23 protein-coding genes are annotated in these 13,485 nt (G+C 69.6%); all 23 read left to right on the top strand.

All coding sequences use genetic code 11. The annotated features are described in order from the left end of the window. Positions 1 to 6: 6 nt before the first annotated feature. The 23 genes from rplB to rpmJ all read left to right on the top strand — a co-directional run bounded on the left by rplB (position 7) and on the right by rpmJ (position 13,470). Positions 7 to 843, top strand: a complete 837-nt coding sequence (rplB, locus tag ACSJJR_RS08685) for a 50S ribosomal protein L2 (protein ID WP_249367400.1) — start codon at positions 7 to 9, stop codon at positions 841 to 843. A gap of 12 nt (positions 844 to 855) precedes the next feature. Next, a complete protein-coding gene (gene rpsS / locus ACSJJR_RS08680; RefSeq protein ID WP_006548387.1) occupies positions 856 to 1,134 on the top strand; it encodes a 30S ribosomal protein S19 in 279 nt (92 codons plus the stop codon). A 29-nt stretch (positions 1,135 to 1,163) separates the two neighbouring features. Next, a complete protein-coding gene (gene rplV / locus ACSJJR_RS08675; RefSeq protein WP_435942280.1) occupies positions 1,164 to 1,541 on the top strand; it encodes a 50S ribosomal protein L22 in 378 nt (125 codons plus the stop codon). Continuing rightward, the gene (gene rpsC, locus ACSJJR_RS08670; protein ID WP_435942281.1) at positions 1,541 to 2,353 is read left to right on the top strand and encodes a 30S ribosomal protein S3; all 813 of its coding nucleotides are present in this window, start codon (positions 1,541 to 1,543) and stop codon (positions 2,351 to 2,353) included. The genes rplV and rpsC overlap by 1 nt, the downstream gene beginning before the upstream one ends. A gap of 3 nt (positions 2,354 to 2,356) precedes the next feature. Continuing rightward, a complete protein-coding gene (rplP, locus tag ACSJJR_RS08665; protein ID WP_435942282.1) occupies positions 2,357 to 2,776 on the top strand; it encodes a 50S ribosomal protein L16 in 420 nt (139 codons plus the stop codon). Further along, a complete protein-coding gene (gene rpmC, locus ACSJJR_RS08660) occupies positions 2,776 to 3,021 on the top strand; it encodes a 50S ribosomal protein L29 (RefSeq protein WP_435942283.1) in 246 nt (81 codons plus the stop codon). Before rplP ends, rpmC begins: the two co-directional genes overlap by 1 nt. Continuing rightward, a complete protein-coding gene (gene rpsQ, locus ACSJJR_RS08655; protein ID WP_435942284.1) occupies positions 3,018 to 3,305 on the top strand; it encodes a 30S ribosomal protein S17 in 288 nt (95 codons plus the stop codon). Before rpmC ends, rpsQ begins: the two co-directional genes overlap by 4 nt. A 395-nt stretch (positions 3,306 to 3,700) precedes the next feature. Continuing rightward, a complete protein-coding gene (gene rplN, locus ACSJJR_RS08650) occupies positions 3,701 to 4,072 on the top strand; it encodes a 50S ribosomal protein L14 (protein ID WP_249367396.1) in 372 nt (123 codons plus the stop codon). Positions 4,073 to 4,074: 2 nt separating this feature from the next. Continuing rightward, positions 4,075 to 4,422, top strand: coding sequence for a 50S ribosomal protein L24 (gene rplX, locus ACSJJR_RS08645; protein WP_435942285.1), 348 nt, complete (start codon positions 4,075 to 4,077; stop codon positions 4,420 to 4,422). A 2-nt stretch (positions 4,423 to 4,424) separates the two neighbouring features. Beyond that, complete coding sequence (rplE, locus tag ACSJJR_RS08640; RefSeq protein ID WP_435942286.1) at positions 4,425 to 4,982, top strand: 50S ribosomal protein L5; 558 nt, start codon at positions 4,425 to 4,427, stop codon at positions 4,980 to 4,982. A gap of 1 nt (position 4,983) precedes the next feature. Next, on the top strand, positions 4,984 to 5,169 hold the full coding sequence (locus tag ACSJJR_RS08635) for a type Z 30S ribosomal protein S14 (RefSeq protein ID WP_166856061.1): 186 nt from the start codon (positions 4,984 to 4,986) through the stop codon (positions 5,167 to 5,169). A 57-nt stretch (positions 5,170 to 5,226) separates the two neighbouring features. Next, positions 5,227 to 5,625: a 30S ribosomal protein S8 gene (gene rpsH / locus ACSJJR_RS08630; RefSeq protein ID WP_435942287.1), complete on the top strand. Its 399-nt coding sequence runs from the start codon at positions 5,227 to 5,229 to the stop codon at positions 5,623 to 5,625. Positions 5,626 to 5,647: 22 nt separating this feature from the next. Then, positions 5,648 to 6,187: a 50S ribosomal protein L6 gene (gene rplF / locus ACSJJR_RS08625; protein ID WP_435942288.1), complete on the top strand. Its 540-nt coding sequence runs from the start codon at positions 5,648 to 5,650 to the stop codon at positions 6,185 to 6,187. 2 nt (positions 6,188 to 6,189) lie between these two features. Continuing rightward, entirely contained in the window at positions 6,190 to 6,564 is a 375-nt protein-coding gene (gene rplR / locus ACSJJR_RS08620) for a 50S ribosomal protein L18 (protein WP_435942289.1), read from the top strand. Positions 6,565 to 6,590: 26 nt separating this feature from the next. Continuing rightward, entirely contained in the window at positions 6,591 to 7,298 is a 708-nt protein-coding gene (gene rpsE / locus ACSJJR_RS08615; protein WP_435942290.1) for a 30S ribosomal protein S5, read from the top strand. Further along, on the top strand, positions 7,298 to 7,492 hold the full coding sequence (rpmD, locus tag ACSJJR_RS08610) for a 50S ribosomal protein L30 (protein WP_435942291.1): 195 nt from the start codon (positions 7,298 to 7,300) through the stop codon (positions 7,490 to 7,492). Before rpsE ends, rpmD begins: the two co-directional genes overlap by 1 nt. A gap of 4 nt (positions 7,493 to 7,496) precedes the next feature. Continuing rightward, the gene (rplO, locus tag ACSJJR_RS08605) at positions 7,497 to 7,970 is read left to right on the top strand and encodes a 50S ribosomal protein L15 (protein WP_435942292.1); all 474 of its coding nucleotides are present in this window, start codon (positions 7,497 to 7,499) and stop codon (positions 7,968 to 7,970) included. 251 nt (positions 7,971 to 8,221) lie between these two features. Beyond that, on the top strand, positions 8,222 to 9,514 hold the full coding sequence (gene secY / locus ACSJJR_RS08600) for a preprotein translocase subunit SecY (RefSeq protein ID WP_435942293.1): 1,293 nt from the start codon (positions 8,222 to 8,224) through the stop codon (positions 9,512 to 9,514). Then, complete coding sequence (locus tag ACSJJR_RS08595; protein WP_435942294.1) at positions 9,511 to 10,095, top strand: adenylate kinase; 585 nt, start codon at positions 9,511 to 9,513, stop codon at positions 10,093 to 10,095. The genes secY and ACSJJR_RS08595 overlap by 4 nt, the downstream gene beginning before the upstream one ends. 94 nt (positions 10,096 to 10,189) lie before the next feature. Further along, positions 10,190 to 11,071, top strand: coding sequence for a type I methionyl aminopeptidase (map, locus tag ACSJJR_RS08590; protein WP_435942295.1), 882 nt, complete (start codon positions 10,190 to 10,192; stop codon positions 11,069 to 11,071). A gap of 53 nt (positions 11,072 to 11,124) precedes the next feature. Beyond that, positions 11,125 to 12,891 (top strand): family 20 glycosylhydrolase, encoded by a 1,767-nt coding sequence (locus ACSJJR_RS08585; protein WP_435942296.1) that lies wholly within the window; start codon positions 11,125 to 11,127, stop codon positions 12,889 to 12,891. 208 nt (positions 12,892 to 13,099) lie between these two features. Beyond that, positions 13,100 to 13,321: a translation initiation factor IF-1 gene (infA, locus tag ACSJJR_RS08580; RefSeq protein ID WP_111835832.1), complete on the top strand. Its 222-nt coding sequence runs from the start codon at positions 13,100 to 13,102 to the stop codon at positions 13,319 to 13,321. 35 nt (positions 13,322 to 13,356) lie between these two features. Continuing rightward, complete coding sequence (gene rpmJ, locus ACSJJR_RS08575; RefSeq protein ID WP_003781903.1) at positions 13,357 to 13,470, top strand: 50S ribosomal protein L36; 114 nt, start codon at positions 13,357 to 13,359, stop codon at positions 13,468 to 13,470. Positions 13,471 to 13,485: the final 15 nt, after the last annotated feature.

The raw sequence follows: 13,485 nt of genomic DNA, 5'->3' as shown, positions 1-13,485 counted from the left end.
AACGACATGGGAATCCGTAAGTACAAGCCGACGACGCCGGGACGTCGTGGCTCCTCCGTGGCCGACTTCGTCGAGATCACGCGCAGCGAGCCCGAGAAGTCCCTCGTGCGCCCGCTGAGCAAGTCCGGCGGCCGCAACAACAGTGGCCGTGTCACCACCCGCCACAAGGGCGGCGGCCACAAGCGCGCCTACCGCGTCATCGACTTCCGCCGCCACGACAAGGACGGCGTGCCGGCCAAGGTCGCTCACATCGAGTACGACCCCAACCGCACCGCCCGCATCGCCCTGCTGCACTACGCCGACGGCGAGAAGCGCTACATCATCGCCCCGAACAAGCTCGCCCAGGGCGACGTCGTCGAGGCCGGCCCGAACGCCGACATCAAGCCCGGCAACAACCTGCCGCTGCGCCACATCCCCACCGGCACGGTGGTGCACGCCGTCGAGCTGCGCCCCGGTGGCGGCGCCAAGATCGCCCGCAGCGCCGGCACCTCGGTGCAGCTCGTCGCCAAGGAGGGCAAGTACGCGCAGCTGCGCATGCCCTCCGGCGAGATCCGCAACGTCGAGGCCGCCTGCCGCGCCACGGTCGGTGAGGTCGGCAACGCCGAGCAGTCCAACATCAACTGGGGCAAGGCCGGCCGCATGCGCTGGAAGGGCGTGCGCCCGACCGTCCGCGGTGTCGTCATGAACCCGGTTGACCACCCGCACGGTGGTGGTGAGGGCCGCACCTCCGGTGGCCGTCACCCTGTCTCCCCGTGGGGCAAGCCCGAGGGCCGTACCCGCCGTCCCAACAAGTCCAGCGACCGCCTCATCGTGCGTCGTCGTCGGACCGGCAAGAAGCGCTGATAGGAGCCTGATATGCCGCGCAGCCTGAAGAAGGGTCCCTTCGTCGACGACCACCTCATGAAGAAGGTGGACGCCCAGAACGAGAAGGGCACCAAGAACGTCATCAAGACCTGGTCCCGTCGTTCGGTCATCACGCCGGACTTCCTCGGACACACCTTCGCCGTCCACGACGGTCGCAAGCACGTCCCGGTCTTCGTCACCGAGTCCATGGTGGGCCACAAGCTCGGCGAGTTCGCTCCGACCCGTACCTTCCGCGGGCACGTCAAGGACGACCGCAAGTCGCGTCGCTGACGCCGACGGAAGTCAGAGAGGCAGAGAACATGGAAGCCAAGGCGCAGGCCAAGTACGTGCGCTGCACGCCGATGAAGGCCCGTCGCGTCGTGGACGTCGTCCGCGGCAAGAACGCCCTCGAGGCCATCAACGTGCTCCGTTTCGCCCCGCAGGCCGCTGCGGTGCCGGTGCGCAAGGTCATCGAGTCCGCCATCGCCAACGCCCGGGTCAAGGCCGAGCGTGCCGGCGAGCGGTTCGACGAGAGCTCGCTGTACATCACCGAGGTGTTCGCTGACGAGGGCCCGACCCTCAAGCGTTTCCGTCCCCGCGCCCAGGGGCGCGCCGGCCGGATCCTCAAGCGCACCAGCCACATCACCGTCATCGTCGGCGACAGGGCCGACTCCGCGAAGAAGGAAGGAGCCCGGTAATGGGGCACAAGGTCAACCCGACCGGGTTCCGCCTGGGCATCACGACGGACCACCGCTCGCGCTGGTTCGCCGACTCCACGAAGCCCGGTCAGCGCTACCGCGACTTCGTTGAGGAGGATGTCAAGATCCGCCGCCTCATGGCCGACGGCATGGAGCGCGCGGGCATCTCCAAGGTGGACATCGAGCGCACGCGTGACCGCGTGCGCGTCGATCTGCACACCGCCCGCCCGGGCATCGTCATCGGCCGCCGCGGCGCCGAGGCCGAGCGCCTGCGCGGCCAGCTCGAGAAGCTGACCGGCAAGCAGGTCCAGCTCAACATCCTCGAGGTCAAGAACCCCGACCTCGACGCGCAGCTCGTCGCCCAGGGCATCGCGGAGCAGCTCGCCAGCCGAGTCTCCTTCCGCCGTGCCATGCGCAAGGGCATGCAGTCTGCCATGCGCGCCGGCGCCAAGGGCATCCGTGTCCAGTGCTCCGGCCGCCTCGGCGGCGCCGAGATGAGCCGCAGCGAGTTCTACCGTGAGGGCCGTGTGCCGCTGCACACCCTGCGCGCGAACATCGACTACGGCTTCTACGAGGCCAAGACCACCTTCGGACGTCTCGGCGTCAAGGTCTGGATCTACAAGGGCGACATGACGGAGCGCGAGTTCGCCCGTCAGCAGGCCGAGGCCGGCCAGCGCCGTGGCGGGCGCAACGACCGCCGCGGCGGCCGTGGCGAGCGCCGAGGCGAGCGCGCCCCGCGTCACAACGAGCAGCAGGCCGAGCAGGCGCCGGCCGCCGAGAACGCTGCCGCAGACCAGGGAACGGAGGCCTGAGCCGTGCTCATCCCTCGCCGGACCAAGTTCCGCAAGCAGCACCGCCCGCACCGCTCGGGCATGTCCAAGGGCGGCAACCGCGTCGCCTTCGGTGACTACGGCATCCAGGCCCTCGAGCCCGCCTACATCACCAACCGCCAGATCGAGGCGGCCCGTATCGCCATGACCCGCCACATCAAGCGTGGCGGCAAGGTGTGGATCAACATCTTCCCGGACCGCCCGCTGACCAAGAAGCCGGCCGAGACCCGCATGGGTTCCGGTAAGGGTGCTCCCGAGTGGTGGATCGCCAACGTCAAGCCCGGACGCATCCTGTTCGAGCTGGGCGGCGTGGACGAGGCCCTCGCCCGCGAGGCCATGCGTCGCGCACAGCACAAGCTTCCGATGAAGACCCGTTTCGTGACACGTGAGGGTGGTGACGTCTGATGGCTATCGGTTCCCAGGGGCTGACCCCCACCGACCTCGACGCCATGGATAACGAGCGACTGACCGAGGAGCTCTCCAAGGCCAAGGCCGAGCTCTTCAGCCTCCGGTTCGCCTCGGCGACCGGCCAGCTCGAGGACCACGGCCGTCTCAAGGCCGTGCGCCGCGACATCGCCCGCATCCACACCATCGTGCGCGAGCGTGAGCTCGGCATCCGTACCGCTCCGAGCACGGAGGAGTCCAAGTGAGCGAGCAGAACACCACCCCCGTCGTCGAGGACGCGCGTCCTCAGCGCAAGGTCCGTCGCGGCTACGTCGTGTCGGACAAGATGGACAAGACCATCGTCGTCGAGCTCGAGGAGCGCTACAAGCACTCCCTCTACGGCAAGGTCCTCCGTCGCTCGAAGAAGGTCAAGGTCCACGACGAGCACAACGAGGCGCACCCCGGTGACCTCGTCGTCATCATGGAGACCCGGCCGCTGAGCGCCACCAAGCACTGGCGCCTGGTCGAGATCGCCGAGCGGGCCAAGTGACCTGCCGCTGACCTCAGCCATCGCGACGCCGTCGCCGTCCCCCGTGGGCGGCGACGGCGTCGTCGTGCTGGCGGCGTCGTGGACGCAGCGACGCCGCGGCCTGGCACCTGCCCGCCGCGGGAGCGTGGCTGCCCGGTGAGCAAGGGCACAGGCGGTGGCCACCGCCCCAGGTTCCGCGCCCTGACGGCCTCGACTAGGCTGTGGGAGTTGCGTGCGCCGAAGGTGCGCCCGCCAGAGACCTCGTGCTCCCTGCGCCTGTGTCTGGTGGGACCCGCGTACCAAGGCCCCCTCGCCCCCGGGCGGGGGAGGAGCACGCAAGACCGAAAGAACGTTCGGCCAGGCTCGTGCCCCACACCGGGACGGCGAGAACCGGCTCGACGACAGGAGAACACTCAATGATCCAGCAGGAGTCGCGACTCAAGGTCGCCGACAACACCGGTGCCAAGGAGATCCTTTGCATCCGTGTTCTCGGCGGCTCCGGTCGTCGCTATGCGGGTATCGGCGACACGATCGTCGCTACCGTCAAGGACGCCATCCCCGGCGGCAACGTCAAGAAGGGCGACGTCGTCAAGGCGGTCGTCGTGCGCACCCGCAAGGAGCGCCGCCGCCCGGACGGCTCGTACATCCGCTTCGACGAGAACGCCGCCGTCATCCTCAAGAACGCCGACGGTGAGCCCCGCGGCACGCGCATCTTCGGCCCCGTGGGCCGTGAGCTTCGCGAGAAGAAGTTCATGCGCATCGTCTCTCTCGCCCCGGAGGTGATCTGAACATGGCACGCATCAAGAAGGGCGACCAGGTCATCGTCATCGCCGGCAAGGACAAGGGCAAGGTCGGGCGCGTCCTCGAGGTCCGCCCCACCCAGGACCGCGTCATCGTCGAGGGCGTCCAGCGCGTCACCAAGCACACCAAGGTGGGCCAGTCCGCTCAGGGCGCCCGCACCGGTGGCATCGAGACCGTCGAGGCCCCGATCCACGTGTCCAACGTCATGATCTACGACGCCAAGGCCAAGGGTAAGCGCACCCGCGTGGGCTTCCGCGTCGAGGAGGGCACCCGCCCCAACGGCGCCGCGCGGACCGTTCGCGTGCGCTACGCGAAGAAGTCCGGGGAGGACCTGTGACCATGTCTGAGAACACCACCCCCCGCCTCAAGGTGAAGTACACCGAGCAGGTGCAGCCCGCCCTGCGCACCGAGTTCCAGCACGGCAACGTGATGGAGGTCGCCCGCGTCGTCAAGGTCGTCGTCAACATGGGCGTCGGCGAGGCGGCCCACGACTCCAAGATGATCGAGGGCGCCGTGCGCGACCTGGCCGCCATCACCGGCCAGAAGCCGCAGGTCACCAAGGCCCGCAAGTCCATCGCGCAGTTCAAGCTGCGTGAGGGCATGCCCATCGGCGCGCACGTGACGCTGCGCGGCGACCGCATGTGGGAGTTCCTCGACCGCCTCATCTCGATCTCGCTGCCGCGCATCCGCGACTTCCGCGGCCTGAGCCCCAAGCAGTTCGACGGCAACGGCAACTACACCTTCGGTCTGACCGAGCAGTCCGTGTTCCACGAGATCGACGCCGACTCCATCGACCGCGTGCGCGGCATGGACATCACCGTGGTGACCACCGCCAAGACCGACGAGGAGGCCCGCTCGCTGCTCAAGCAGCTCGGCTTCCCCTTCAAGGAGAAGTGACATGGCCAAGACCGCTCTCATCGAGAAGGCGAACCGCAAGCCGAAGTTCGGCGTCCGCGCCTACACGCGCTGCCAGCGCTGCGGCCGCCCGCACTCCGTGTACCGCAAGTTCGGCCTGTGCCGTATCTGCCTGCGTGAGATGGCCCTGACCGGCCAGCTCCCGGGCGTGAGCAAGTCCAGCTGGTAAGAACTTACGTCGCAGGTCCGCGAGGAAACCACGACGAGGAAGGGCTGAGGCCCACTCATGACTATGACAGACCCGATCGCAGACATGCTGACCCGTCTGCGCAACGCCAACAACGCCTACCACGACGCCGTGTCCATGCCGTCGAGCAAGCTCAAGGTCAACATCGCTTCGATGCTCAAGTCCGAGGGCTACATCGCCGGGTACGAGGTGACCGACGCCGAGGTCGGCAAGACGCTCACGCTGAGCCTCAAGTACGGAGCCAACCGCCAGAGGGCCATCCAGGGCCTCAAACGCGTCTCCAAGCCCGGCCTGCGCGTCTACGCCAAGTCCAACAACCTGCCGAAGGTCCTTGGTGGCCTCGGGGTGGCGATCCTGTCCACCTCCTCCGGTCTTCTGACCGACCGGCAGGCAGAGTCCAAGGGCGTGGGCGGCGAAGTCCTCGCCTACGTCTGGTGAGCACAGGAACGGAGGAATAGCAATGTCTCGTATTGGACGTCTCCCCGTTCCGGTTCCCGCCGGAGTGGACGTCATCATCGACGGCAACGACGTGACCGTCACGGGCCCCAAGGGCACCCTGACGCGCACCATCGCCGCGCCCCTGAGCGTCAGCCGCCAGGAGGATGGCTCCATCCTCGTCACCCGTCCCGACGACGAGCGCCAGTCGCGCTCCCTGCACGGGCTGTCGCGCACGCTCATCGCCAACATGGTCGTCGGCGTCACCGAGGGCTACACCAAGAACCTCGAGATCGTCGGCACCGGTTACCGCGCCGCCCAGAAGGGCACCGGCATCGAGCTGTCTCTCGGCTTCTCGCACACGGTCGTCGTCGAGGCCCCCGAGGGCATCACGCTCACCGTCAACGGCAACCTCAAGATCGCCGTCTTTGGCATCTCGAAGGAGCAGGTTGGCGAGGTCGCCGCGAACATCCGCAAGATCCGTCCGCCGGAGCCCTACAAGGGCAAGGGCGTGCGCTACGCCGGCGAGAACGTGCGCCGCAAGGTCGGAAAGGCTGGTAAGTGACCATGGCTTACGCGATCAAGAGGGGCAAGTCCAAGACCATCGCCCGCAAGATCCGCCACCAGCGTGTGCGCAAGCGCGTCAACGGCACCCCCGAGCGCCCCCGCCTCGTCGTCACCCGCTCCAACCGCCACATGGTGGCGCAGGTCATCGACGACACCATCGGCCACACCCTGTGCTCGGCCAGCACCCTCGAGGAGGCCGTCAAGGGCGTCGAGGGTCACAAGGTCGGCGCCGCCCGCAAGGTCGGCGAGCTCGTCGCCGAGCGCGCCAAGGCCCTGGGCATCGAGGCGGTCGTCTTCGACCGCGGCGGCAACAAGTACCACGGCCGTGTCGCGGCCGTTGCGGAGGGCGCCCGCGAGGGCGGCCTGAAGCTCTGACCCGGACGAAAGCTAAGGAGAATCTGATGGCTGCACCGCAGCGAGACAGGTCCGCGTCGTCCGACGGCTCGGCCCGCAACGGCGAGAACCGCGGCGAGGGCCGCGGGCGTCGTGACCGCAACAACGACCGCCGCGACCGCAACAACGGCCGCGGCAATGACGACAGGTACATCGAGCGCGTCGTCACCATCAACCGCGTGTCCAAGGTCGTCAAGGGCGGCCGCCGCTTCACCTTCACGGCGCTCGTCGTCGTCGGTGACGGCGAGGGCACGGTCGGCGTCGGCTACGGCAAGGCGAAGGAAGTTCCCGCCGCCATCGCCAAGGCCGTCGAGGTCGCGAAGAAGAACTTCTTCCACGTCCCGATGATCCGCCGCACCATCCCGCACCTGGTCCAGGGCGACGACTCCGCCGGAGTCGTCCTCCTGCGCCCCGCCTCCCCCGGTACCGGTGTTATCGCTGGAGGCCCCGTGCGCGCCGTGCTGGACTGCGCCGGCATCCACGACATCCTGTCGAAGTCCCTCGGCTCCTCGAACGCGATCAACATCGTCCACGCGACGGTGGACGCGCTCAAGAAGCTCGAGCAGCCGGAGGGCGTTGCCGCCCGCCGAGGCCTGCCCCTGGAGGCCGTGGCGCCGCAGTCCATGCTGCGCGCCCGCGCCGAGGGCGAGGCCGACAGGCGCGCCGAGGCTGAGAAGAAGGAGGCCGAGAAGGCCGCTGAAGGAGTTGAGGCGTGATGGCTGAGACCACCACCAAGCAGCTCAAGGTGACCCAGGTCCGCTCCGGCATCGGTGGCACCCACCGCCAGCGCGAGACCCTGCGCTCCCTCGGCCTGCGCAAGATCCGCCAGTCCGTCGTGCGTGAGGACAGCCCCACTGTGCGCGGCATGATCGCCACGGTGGCGCACCTCGTCACCGTTGAGGAGGCCTGAGAAGATGGCTGACACCAAGAACAGCGAGGAGAAGGTGCAGGTCGTCAAGCTGCACCACCTGCGTCCGGCTCCTGGCTCGAAGAAGGCCAAGACCCGCGTCGGCCGCGGTGAGGGCTCCAAGGGCAAGACCGCCGGCCGCGGCACCAAGGGCACCAAGGCCCGCTACCAGGTCAAGGCCGGCTTCGAGGGCGGCCAGATGCCGCTGCACATGCGCCTGCCCAAGCTCCGTGGCTTCCGCAACCCCAACCGTGTGGAGTTCCAGCCCGTGAACGTCGGCCGCATCGCCGAGCTGTTCCCGCAGGGTGGCACCGTCACGGTCGAGGACCTCGTCGCCAAGGGCGCCGTCCGCGGCGGCCAGCTCGTCAAGGTCCTGGGCACCGGCGACGTCACGGTCAGGCTCGAGCTCACCGTGGACGCCTGGTCCGCCTCCGCCAAGGAGAAGATCGAGGCTGCCGGCGGCACCCTCAGCACCCGCTGAGACACCGCCAGCGCGTATCCCCCGTAGGCCCTTGCCACCAGCCCGCCTGGTGGCAAGGGCCTACGGCCGTCAGGCACCCCACGTGACCGATCCCCACCGCCGTGGCGCCCTCGCCAGGTTCAGGGCCGTGGCCGCGCGCGGTAGGGTACGCACGGTGCCCAACCAGGCACCGGACCTCACCGCGGCCCCGTGTGTGCCGTGCCACGGGCCCTGCGACAGGCCCGTGCCCAGCAGCGACAACAGGAGTACGAGTGCTCAGTGCGTTCATGCAGGCGTTCCGCACGCCCGACCTCAGGGGAAAGCTCCTCTTCACCCTGGGCATCATGGCCCTGTTCCGGCTCGGCTCCGTGCTGCCGACCCCAGGTGTGGACATCGGCAACGTCCAGGTGTGCGTCGGCCAGAGCCAGGATGCGGGCCTGCTGGGCCTTATCAACGTCTTCTCCGGAGGGGCGCTGCTCCAGCTGAGTGTCTTCGCGCTGGGCATCATGCCCTACATCACGGCCTCCATCATCATCCAGCTCCTGCGCGTGGTCATCCCGCGCTTCGAGGAGCTGCACAAGGAGGGGCAGGCCGGCAACGCCACCCTCACGCAGTACACGCGCTACCTCACCATCGGCCTGGGAGTCCTGCAGTCCTCCACAATCGTGGCCACGGCGGCCTCAAACACCCTGTTCCCCACGTGCACGGTCTCGGTGATCCCCAACCACTCGCCCCTCGACCTCGCCCTCATGATTCTCACGATGACGGCGGGCACGGGCCTGATCATGTGGCTGGGTGAGCTCATCACCGAGCGCGGCATCGGCAACGGCATGTCCCTGCTCATCTTCACCTCCATCGTGGCCCGCATGCCGCAGAACCTCTTGTCGATCATCGGCACGAACAACGGCGTCGCCAAGTTCCTCACGGTGCTGGCCGTCATCCTCCTGGCCACCCTCGCCGTCGTCTTCATCGAGCAGGCCTCGCGCCGCATCCCCGTGCAGTACGCCAAGCGCATGGTCGGGCGCCGCCAGTACGGCGGGTCCACCACCTACATCCCGATCAAGATCAACACCGCAGGCGTCATCCCCGTCATCTTCGCCTCCTCCATCCTGGCCATGCCCCAGCTCGTCGCCCAGTTCGGCAACCAGCAGTCGCGGTGGGTGCGCTGGGTCATGGACAACTTCTCCCAGACGGACACCGTCTACCTCGTCGGCTACGGCCTGCTCATCCTCTTCTTCGCCTTCTTCTACACGGCCATCACCTTCAACCCCGAGGAGATCGCCGACAACATGAGGAAGTACGGCGGCTTCATCCCCGGCATCCGGGCGGGGGAGCCCACCGTTCGCTACCTCACCCACGTCATCAACCGGGTGACCACCGCAGGCTCCGTGTACCTGCTCGCCCTGGCCCTGCTTCCGACCGCTGCGGTCATCTGGCTCGGCCTGTCCCACAACCTGCCGTTCGGCGGCACGACGATCCTCATCATGGTGGGGGTCGGCCTCCAGACGGTCAAGGAGATCAACTCCCAGCTCCAGCAGCGCCACTACGAAGGGTTCCTCTCATGAGCGCACGTATGGTCCTCCTCGGCCCCCCCGGGGCCGGCAAGGGCACCCAGGCTGCCCGCATCGCCGAGCGCCTGGGCATTCCCGCCATCTCCACCGGTGACATCTTCCGCGCCAACGTCGCCGGCGCCACCGAGCTCGGCACCCTCGCCAAGTCCTACATGGACAAGGGCGAGTACGTCCCCGACTCAGTCACCAACGCCATGGTCAAGGACCGCATCGGCCAGGACGACGCCGCCCAGGGCTTCCTCCTGGACGGCTACCCGCGCACCGAGGCCCAGGTCCACGAGCTCGAGGACATGCTCGCCAGCGACGGCCTCGCCCTCGACGTCGTCCTCGAGATCACGGCCGACTCCGAGGTGGTCGTCGCCCGGCTGCTCAAGCGCGCCACCGAGCAGAACCGTGCCGACGACACCGAGGAGGTCATCCGCCGCCGCCTCGAGGTCTACGCCGAGCAGACCCAGCCGCTGGCCGCGATCTACGCGGACAAGGGGCTGCTCGTGAGCGTGGACGGCATCGGCGCTCTCGACGAGGTCACCGACCGCATCATGACCGCTCTCGCCAAGGCCGGCGTGAGCGCCTGAGGCACCACCTCGGCGGGCCACCCCCACCTGCGGGTGGCCCGCCGTCCGCCTCACGCCCGGCAGCGACAGCCGTACCCGCTGGAAGGACCCCACCGTGATCGGACGCGAGCAGATCCAGATCAAGACCCCGGACCAGGTGCGCCACATGCGCCGCGCCGGGCTCGTCGTCGCCGACGTCCACGCCGCCCTGCGTGAGGCCGTGCGACCCGGCGTCACCACCGCAGAGCTTGACGCCGTGTGCGCCGAGGTCATCTCCCGCGCCGGGGCTCACTCGAACTTCCTCGGCTACTACGGCTACCCGGCCACCGTGTGCACCTGCGTCAACGACGAGGTGGTCCACGCGATCCCGGGTGAGCGGGTCCTCGCTGAGGGCGACCTCATCACCTTCGACTGCGGCGCCTACGTCCTGGACGAGGACGGCACCCAGTGGCACGGCGACGCAGCCTTCACCACCGTCGTCGGCGGGCGCTACGCCACCGACAGCGACCGCGTGCTGGACACCACCACCCGCAACGCCCTGTGGGCGGCGATCGCCGCCGTCGCCCGCGCGGCAGCCGGCGTCACGACCGGCCGCGGCACCCGCCTCAACGCCATCGGTGACGCCGTCGAGGAGGTCGTGGAGGCCACCGCCCAGGAGCACGGACACCGCCTGGGCATCCTCGAGGAGTACGTCGGCCACGGCATCGGCACGGCCATGCACATGGCGCCCGACGTGCTCAACTACTCCGTCAGGCGCAAGGGGCCCAGGCTGCGAGCGGGCATGGTCCTGGCCATCGAGCCCATGCTCACCGCCGGCTCGCCGAGGGTGCGCGAGCTCGACGACGGCTGGACGGTTGTCACCGAGGACGGCTCCAGGGCGGCGCAGTGGGAGCACACGGTGGCCGTCGTCCCCGGCGGCGTGTGGGTCCTCACCGCGCCCGACGGCGGTGTCGAGGGCCTGAGCGCCTACGGCATCGAGCCCAAGCCGCTGCGCTGAGCAGCGCTGGCCCCGGCGCCGGCCACCTCCAGCGCGCCACTACGCTTCGCCCCATGGAGGACACCACCCTCGCCCCCCTCGTGCCACCCGTCAGGGTCGTGCCCGCCCCGCGCAGCCTCGAGCTGCGCCCCGCCGGCTTCACGCTGCGTCGGAGCACGCCGTTGCTGTGCCAGGAGGGCGCCGAGGAGGCCGCCGGGATGCTGGCCCTGAGGCTGCGGACCGGCCTGGGCTGGAGCGGCGGCGTCGAGCCCCTGCCACAGGCGCACGAGCCCAGCGGACCCGCCGGCGCGCTCGTGCTCCTGCTCGACGCTCAGGCGGGGCTCGGGCCGGAGGGCTACACGCTCGACTGCGCGCCCACGGGCGTCGTGCTGCGCGCCCAGACCCGAGTCGGCCTGCTCAACGCCGTGCGCACGCTCCTGCAGCTGCTGCCGCCACGCGTCATGGACCCAGGCGGGGCGGCGTGGGGCCCCGCCGACGCCGAGGAGCTCGCCCTGGTGCCCGGCGCCCGGGTCGAGGACGCCCCGTGCTGGGCGCACCGCGGCGTCATGATCGACGTCGCCCGCAGCTTCCTGGACGTGGACGAGCTGCTGCGCGTCGTCGAGACCGTCAGCCTGCTGAAGATCAACGTCCTGCACCTGCACCTCGTCGATGACCAGGGCTGGCGCCTGGAGATCACCAACGAGGGCCGGGCCGCGCACGACCCCCACGACTACACCCTGCTCACGCAGGTCTCGGGGCGCACGGCTGTCACCCAGAGCGCCTGGTCCGGCCGGGCAGGGCGCCCGGGCTGGTACACGCAGGAGGACTACCGCAGGATCGTGTCCTTCTGCCGCTCGCGGGGGGTCGAGCTCATCCCCGAGATCGACGTGCCCGGCCACGTGGGCGCCGCCCTGCACGCCCTGCCCGGCCTGTGCACCCCGGGCAGCTCCCACGAGAGCGTCCCCCAGGCGCCCACCGCCCCGGCGGACGGCAGCATCATCGTCGGCTTCTCCTACCTCGACCCCCACGCCCCGGCCACGCGCGCCTTCATCCGCCACGTCCTCACCCAGGTGATGGACCTCGACCCCGAGGGCAGGCGCGTGCACCTGGGCGGCGACGAGCCCTGGGCGATGGCCGAGCGCTACGGCATGGGGCCGGGCTCCGCCTACGCCGAGCTGCTGAGCTGGGCCTGCGAGGTCGTGCGCGAGCGCGGGCGCGTGCCCGTGGGCTGGAACGAGGCGTGGTCCGCCCAGGGCGGTGACCAGGACCCCCTGGGCGGCGCCACGCCGATGCAGCTGCAGCTGTGGGACGTGCGCGGAGAGGAGGCGGCCGCCGGCCAGCGCCGGGCAGCCGAGCAGGGGGCCCGCTTCATCATGTCGCCGTGCACGCACGCCTACCTCGACATGGCCTGGGACGAGCAGGCCCCCCTGGGGCTGGACTGGGCCGGGGTGCTGGACCTGCGTGCCGCCCGCGACTGGGACCCGGCGTCGCTCGTCGAGGGCGTGGGCCGCTCCTGCGTCGAGGGCGTCGAGGCGACGCTGTGGGCGGAGACCGCCCGGGGCGTGGAGGACGTCGAGATGCTGCTGCTGCCCCGCCTGCTCGGCACGGCCGAGGTGGGCTGGAGCCCGGGCCTGCCCGTGGGCGAGGCGGAGCACGCCCGGGCCATGGAGGACTTCCTGGGCCGCTGCGCCGCCCACGGTGCGCGTATGCGCGCCGCCGGGACCTGCTTCGTCCTCCTGCCCGAGGTGCCGTGGCGCCAGGCCGGCCCGCAGTGGGGGCAGCTCGTCGCCGAGCAGGAGGAGACGCGACGCTCCAGCGCCGGACGCGCCGGCCGGGCCTGAGCACGCCGGCCGGGTCCGGCCTGTGGCCGGAAACACCGTCACTGTGCCGGATCTCGCGTAGTGGCCCCCGTGGCCCTGCCGTATTGTTAAGGGCCGGTGCGCCCTACGGTCCTGCACACGGCACCTGCTGGGAGCAGGGGCACAGGGCGCGTCGTCCGACGGCGACGTCGTCGGAGGAACTTGAGCGAGCAAGCACCGACGGAGGAACATGGCTAAGAAGGATGGCGTCATCGAGGTCGAGGGATCGGTCGTCGAGGCCCTTCCGAACGCGATGTTCCGGGTGGAGCTGAGCAACGGGCACGTCGTGCTCGCGCACATCTCCGGCAAGATGCGGCAGCACTACATCCGCATCCTCCCCGAGGACCGCGTGGTCGTGGAGCTGAGCCCCTACGACCTCACGCGCGGTCGCATCGTCTACCGGTACAAGTGACAGTCCTCCCCGCACGGGGATGACGGAGGAACATCATGAAGGTCAAGCCGAGCGTCAAGAAGATCTGTGACAGCTGCAAGGTGATCCGTCGCCACGGCCGCGTCATGGTCATCTGCGAGAACCCGCGGCACAAGCAGCGCCAGGGCTGAGCCCAGGCGCTGACG

This window comes from Actinomyces sp. W5033, from assembly GCF_051303165.1.
This window is presented reverse-complemented; position numbering and strand designations above follow the sequence as displayed.

What these genes read in the sequence shown, in the direction of transcription:
- rplX (WP_435942285.1), top strand. Translation starts at nt 4,075, where the DNA reads ATGGCACGCATCAAGAAGGGCGACCAGGTCATCGTCATCGCCGGCAAG.
- rpmJ (WP_003781903.1), top strand. Translation starts at nt 13,357, where the DNA reads ATGAAGGTCAAGCCGAGCGTCAAGAAGATCTGTGACAGCTGCAAGGTG.
- rplN (WP_249367396.1), top strand. Translation starts at nt 3,701, where the DNA reads ATGATCCAGCAGGAGTCGCGACTCAAGGTCGCCGACAACACCGGTGCC.
- rplE (WP_435942286.1), top strand. Translation starts at nt 4,425, where the DNA reads ATGTCTGAGAACACCACCCCCCGCCTCAAGGTGAAGTACACCGAGCAG.
- ACSJJR_RS08595 (WP_435942294.1), top strand. Translation starts at nt 9,511, where the DNA reads ATGAGCGCACGTATGGTCCTCCTCGGCCCCCCCGGGGCCGGCAAGGGC.
- rpmD (WP_435942291.1), top strand. Translation starts at nt 7,298, where the DNA reads ATGGCTGAGACCACCACCAAGCAGCTCAAGGTGACCCAGGTCCGCTCC.
- infA (WP_111835832.1), top strand. Translation starts at nt 13,100, where the DNA reads ATGGCTAAGAAGGATGGCGTCATCGAGGTCGAGGGATCGGTCGTCGAG.
- rpsS (WP_006548387.1), top strand. Translation starts at nt 856, where the DNA reads ATGCCGCGCAGCCTGAAGAAGGGTCCCTTCGTCGACGACCACCTCATG.
- rplR (WP_435942289.1), top strand. Translation starts at nt 6,190, where the DNA reads ATGGCTTACGCGATCAAGAGGGGCAAGTCCAAGACCATCGCCCGCAAG.
- rpsE (WP_435942290.1), top strand. Translation starts at nt 6,591, where the DNA reads ATGGCTGCACCGCAGCGAGACAGGTCCGCGTCGTCCGACGGCTCGGCC.
- rplO (WP_435942292.1), top strand. Translation starts at nt 7,497, where the DNA reads ATGGCTGACACCAAGAACAGCGAGGAGAAGGTGCAGGTCGTCAAGCTG.
- ACSJJR_RS08585 (WP_435942296.1), top strand. Translation starts at nt 11,125, where the DNA reads ATGGAGGACACCACCCTCGCCCCCCTCGTGCCACCCGTCAGGGTCGTG.
- rpsC (WP_435942281.1), top strand. Translation starts at nt 1,541, where the DNA reads ATGGGGCACAAGGTCAACCCGACCGGGTTCCGCCTGGGCATCACGACG.
- rplB (WP_249367400.1), top strand. Translation starts at nt 7, where the DNA reads ATGGGAATCCGTAAGTACAAGCCGACGACGCCGGGACGTCGTGGCTCC.
- rpmC (WP_435942283.1), top strand. Translation starts at nt 2,776, where the DNA reads ATGGCTATCGGTTCCCAGGGGCTGACCCCCACCGACCTCGACGCCATG.
- rplF (WP_435942288.1), top strand. Translation starts at nt 5,648, where the DNA reads ATGTCTCGTATTGGACGTCTCCCCGTTCCGGTTCCCGCCGGAGTGGAC.
- rplV (WP_435942280.1), top strand. Translation starts at nt 1,164, where the DNA reads ATGGAAGCCAAGGCGCAGGCCAAGTACGTGCGCTGCACGCCGATGAAG.
- ACSJJR_RS08635 (WP_166856061.1), top strand. Translation starts at nt 4,984, where the DNA reads ATGGCCAAGACCGCTCTCATCGAGAAGGCGAACCGCAAGCCGAAGTTC.
- rpsH (WP_435942287.1), top strand. Translation starts at nt 5,227, where the DNA reads ATGACTATGACAGACCCGATCGCAGACATGCTGACCCGTCTGCGCAAC.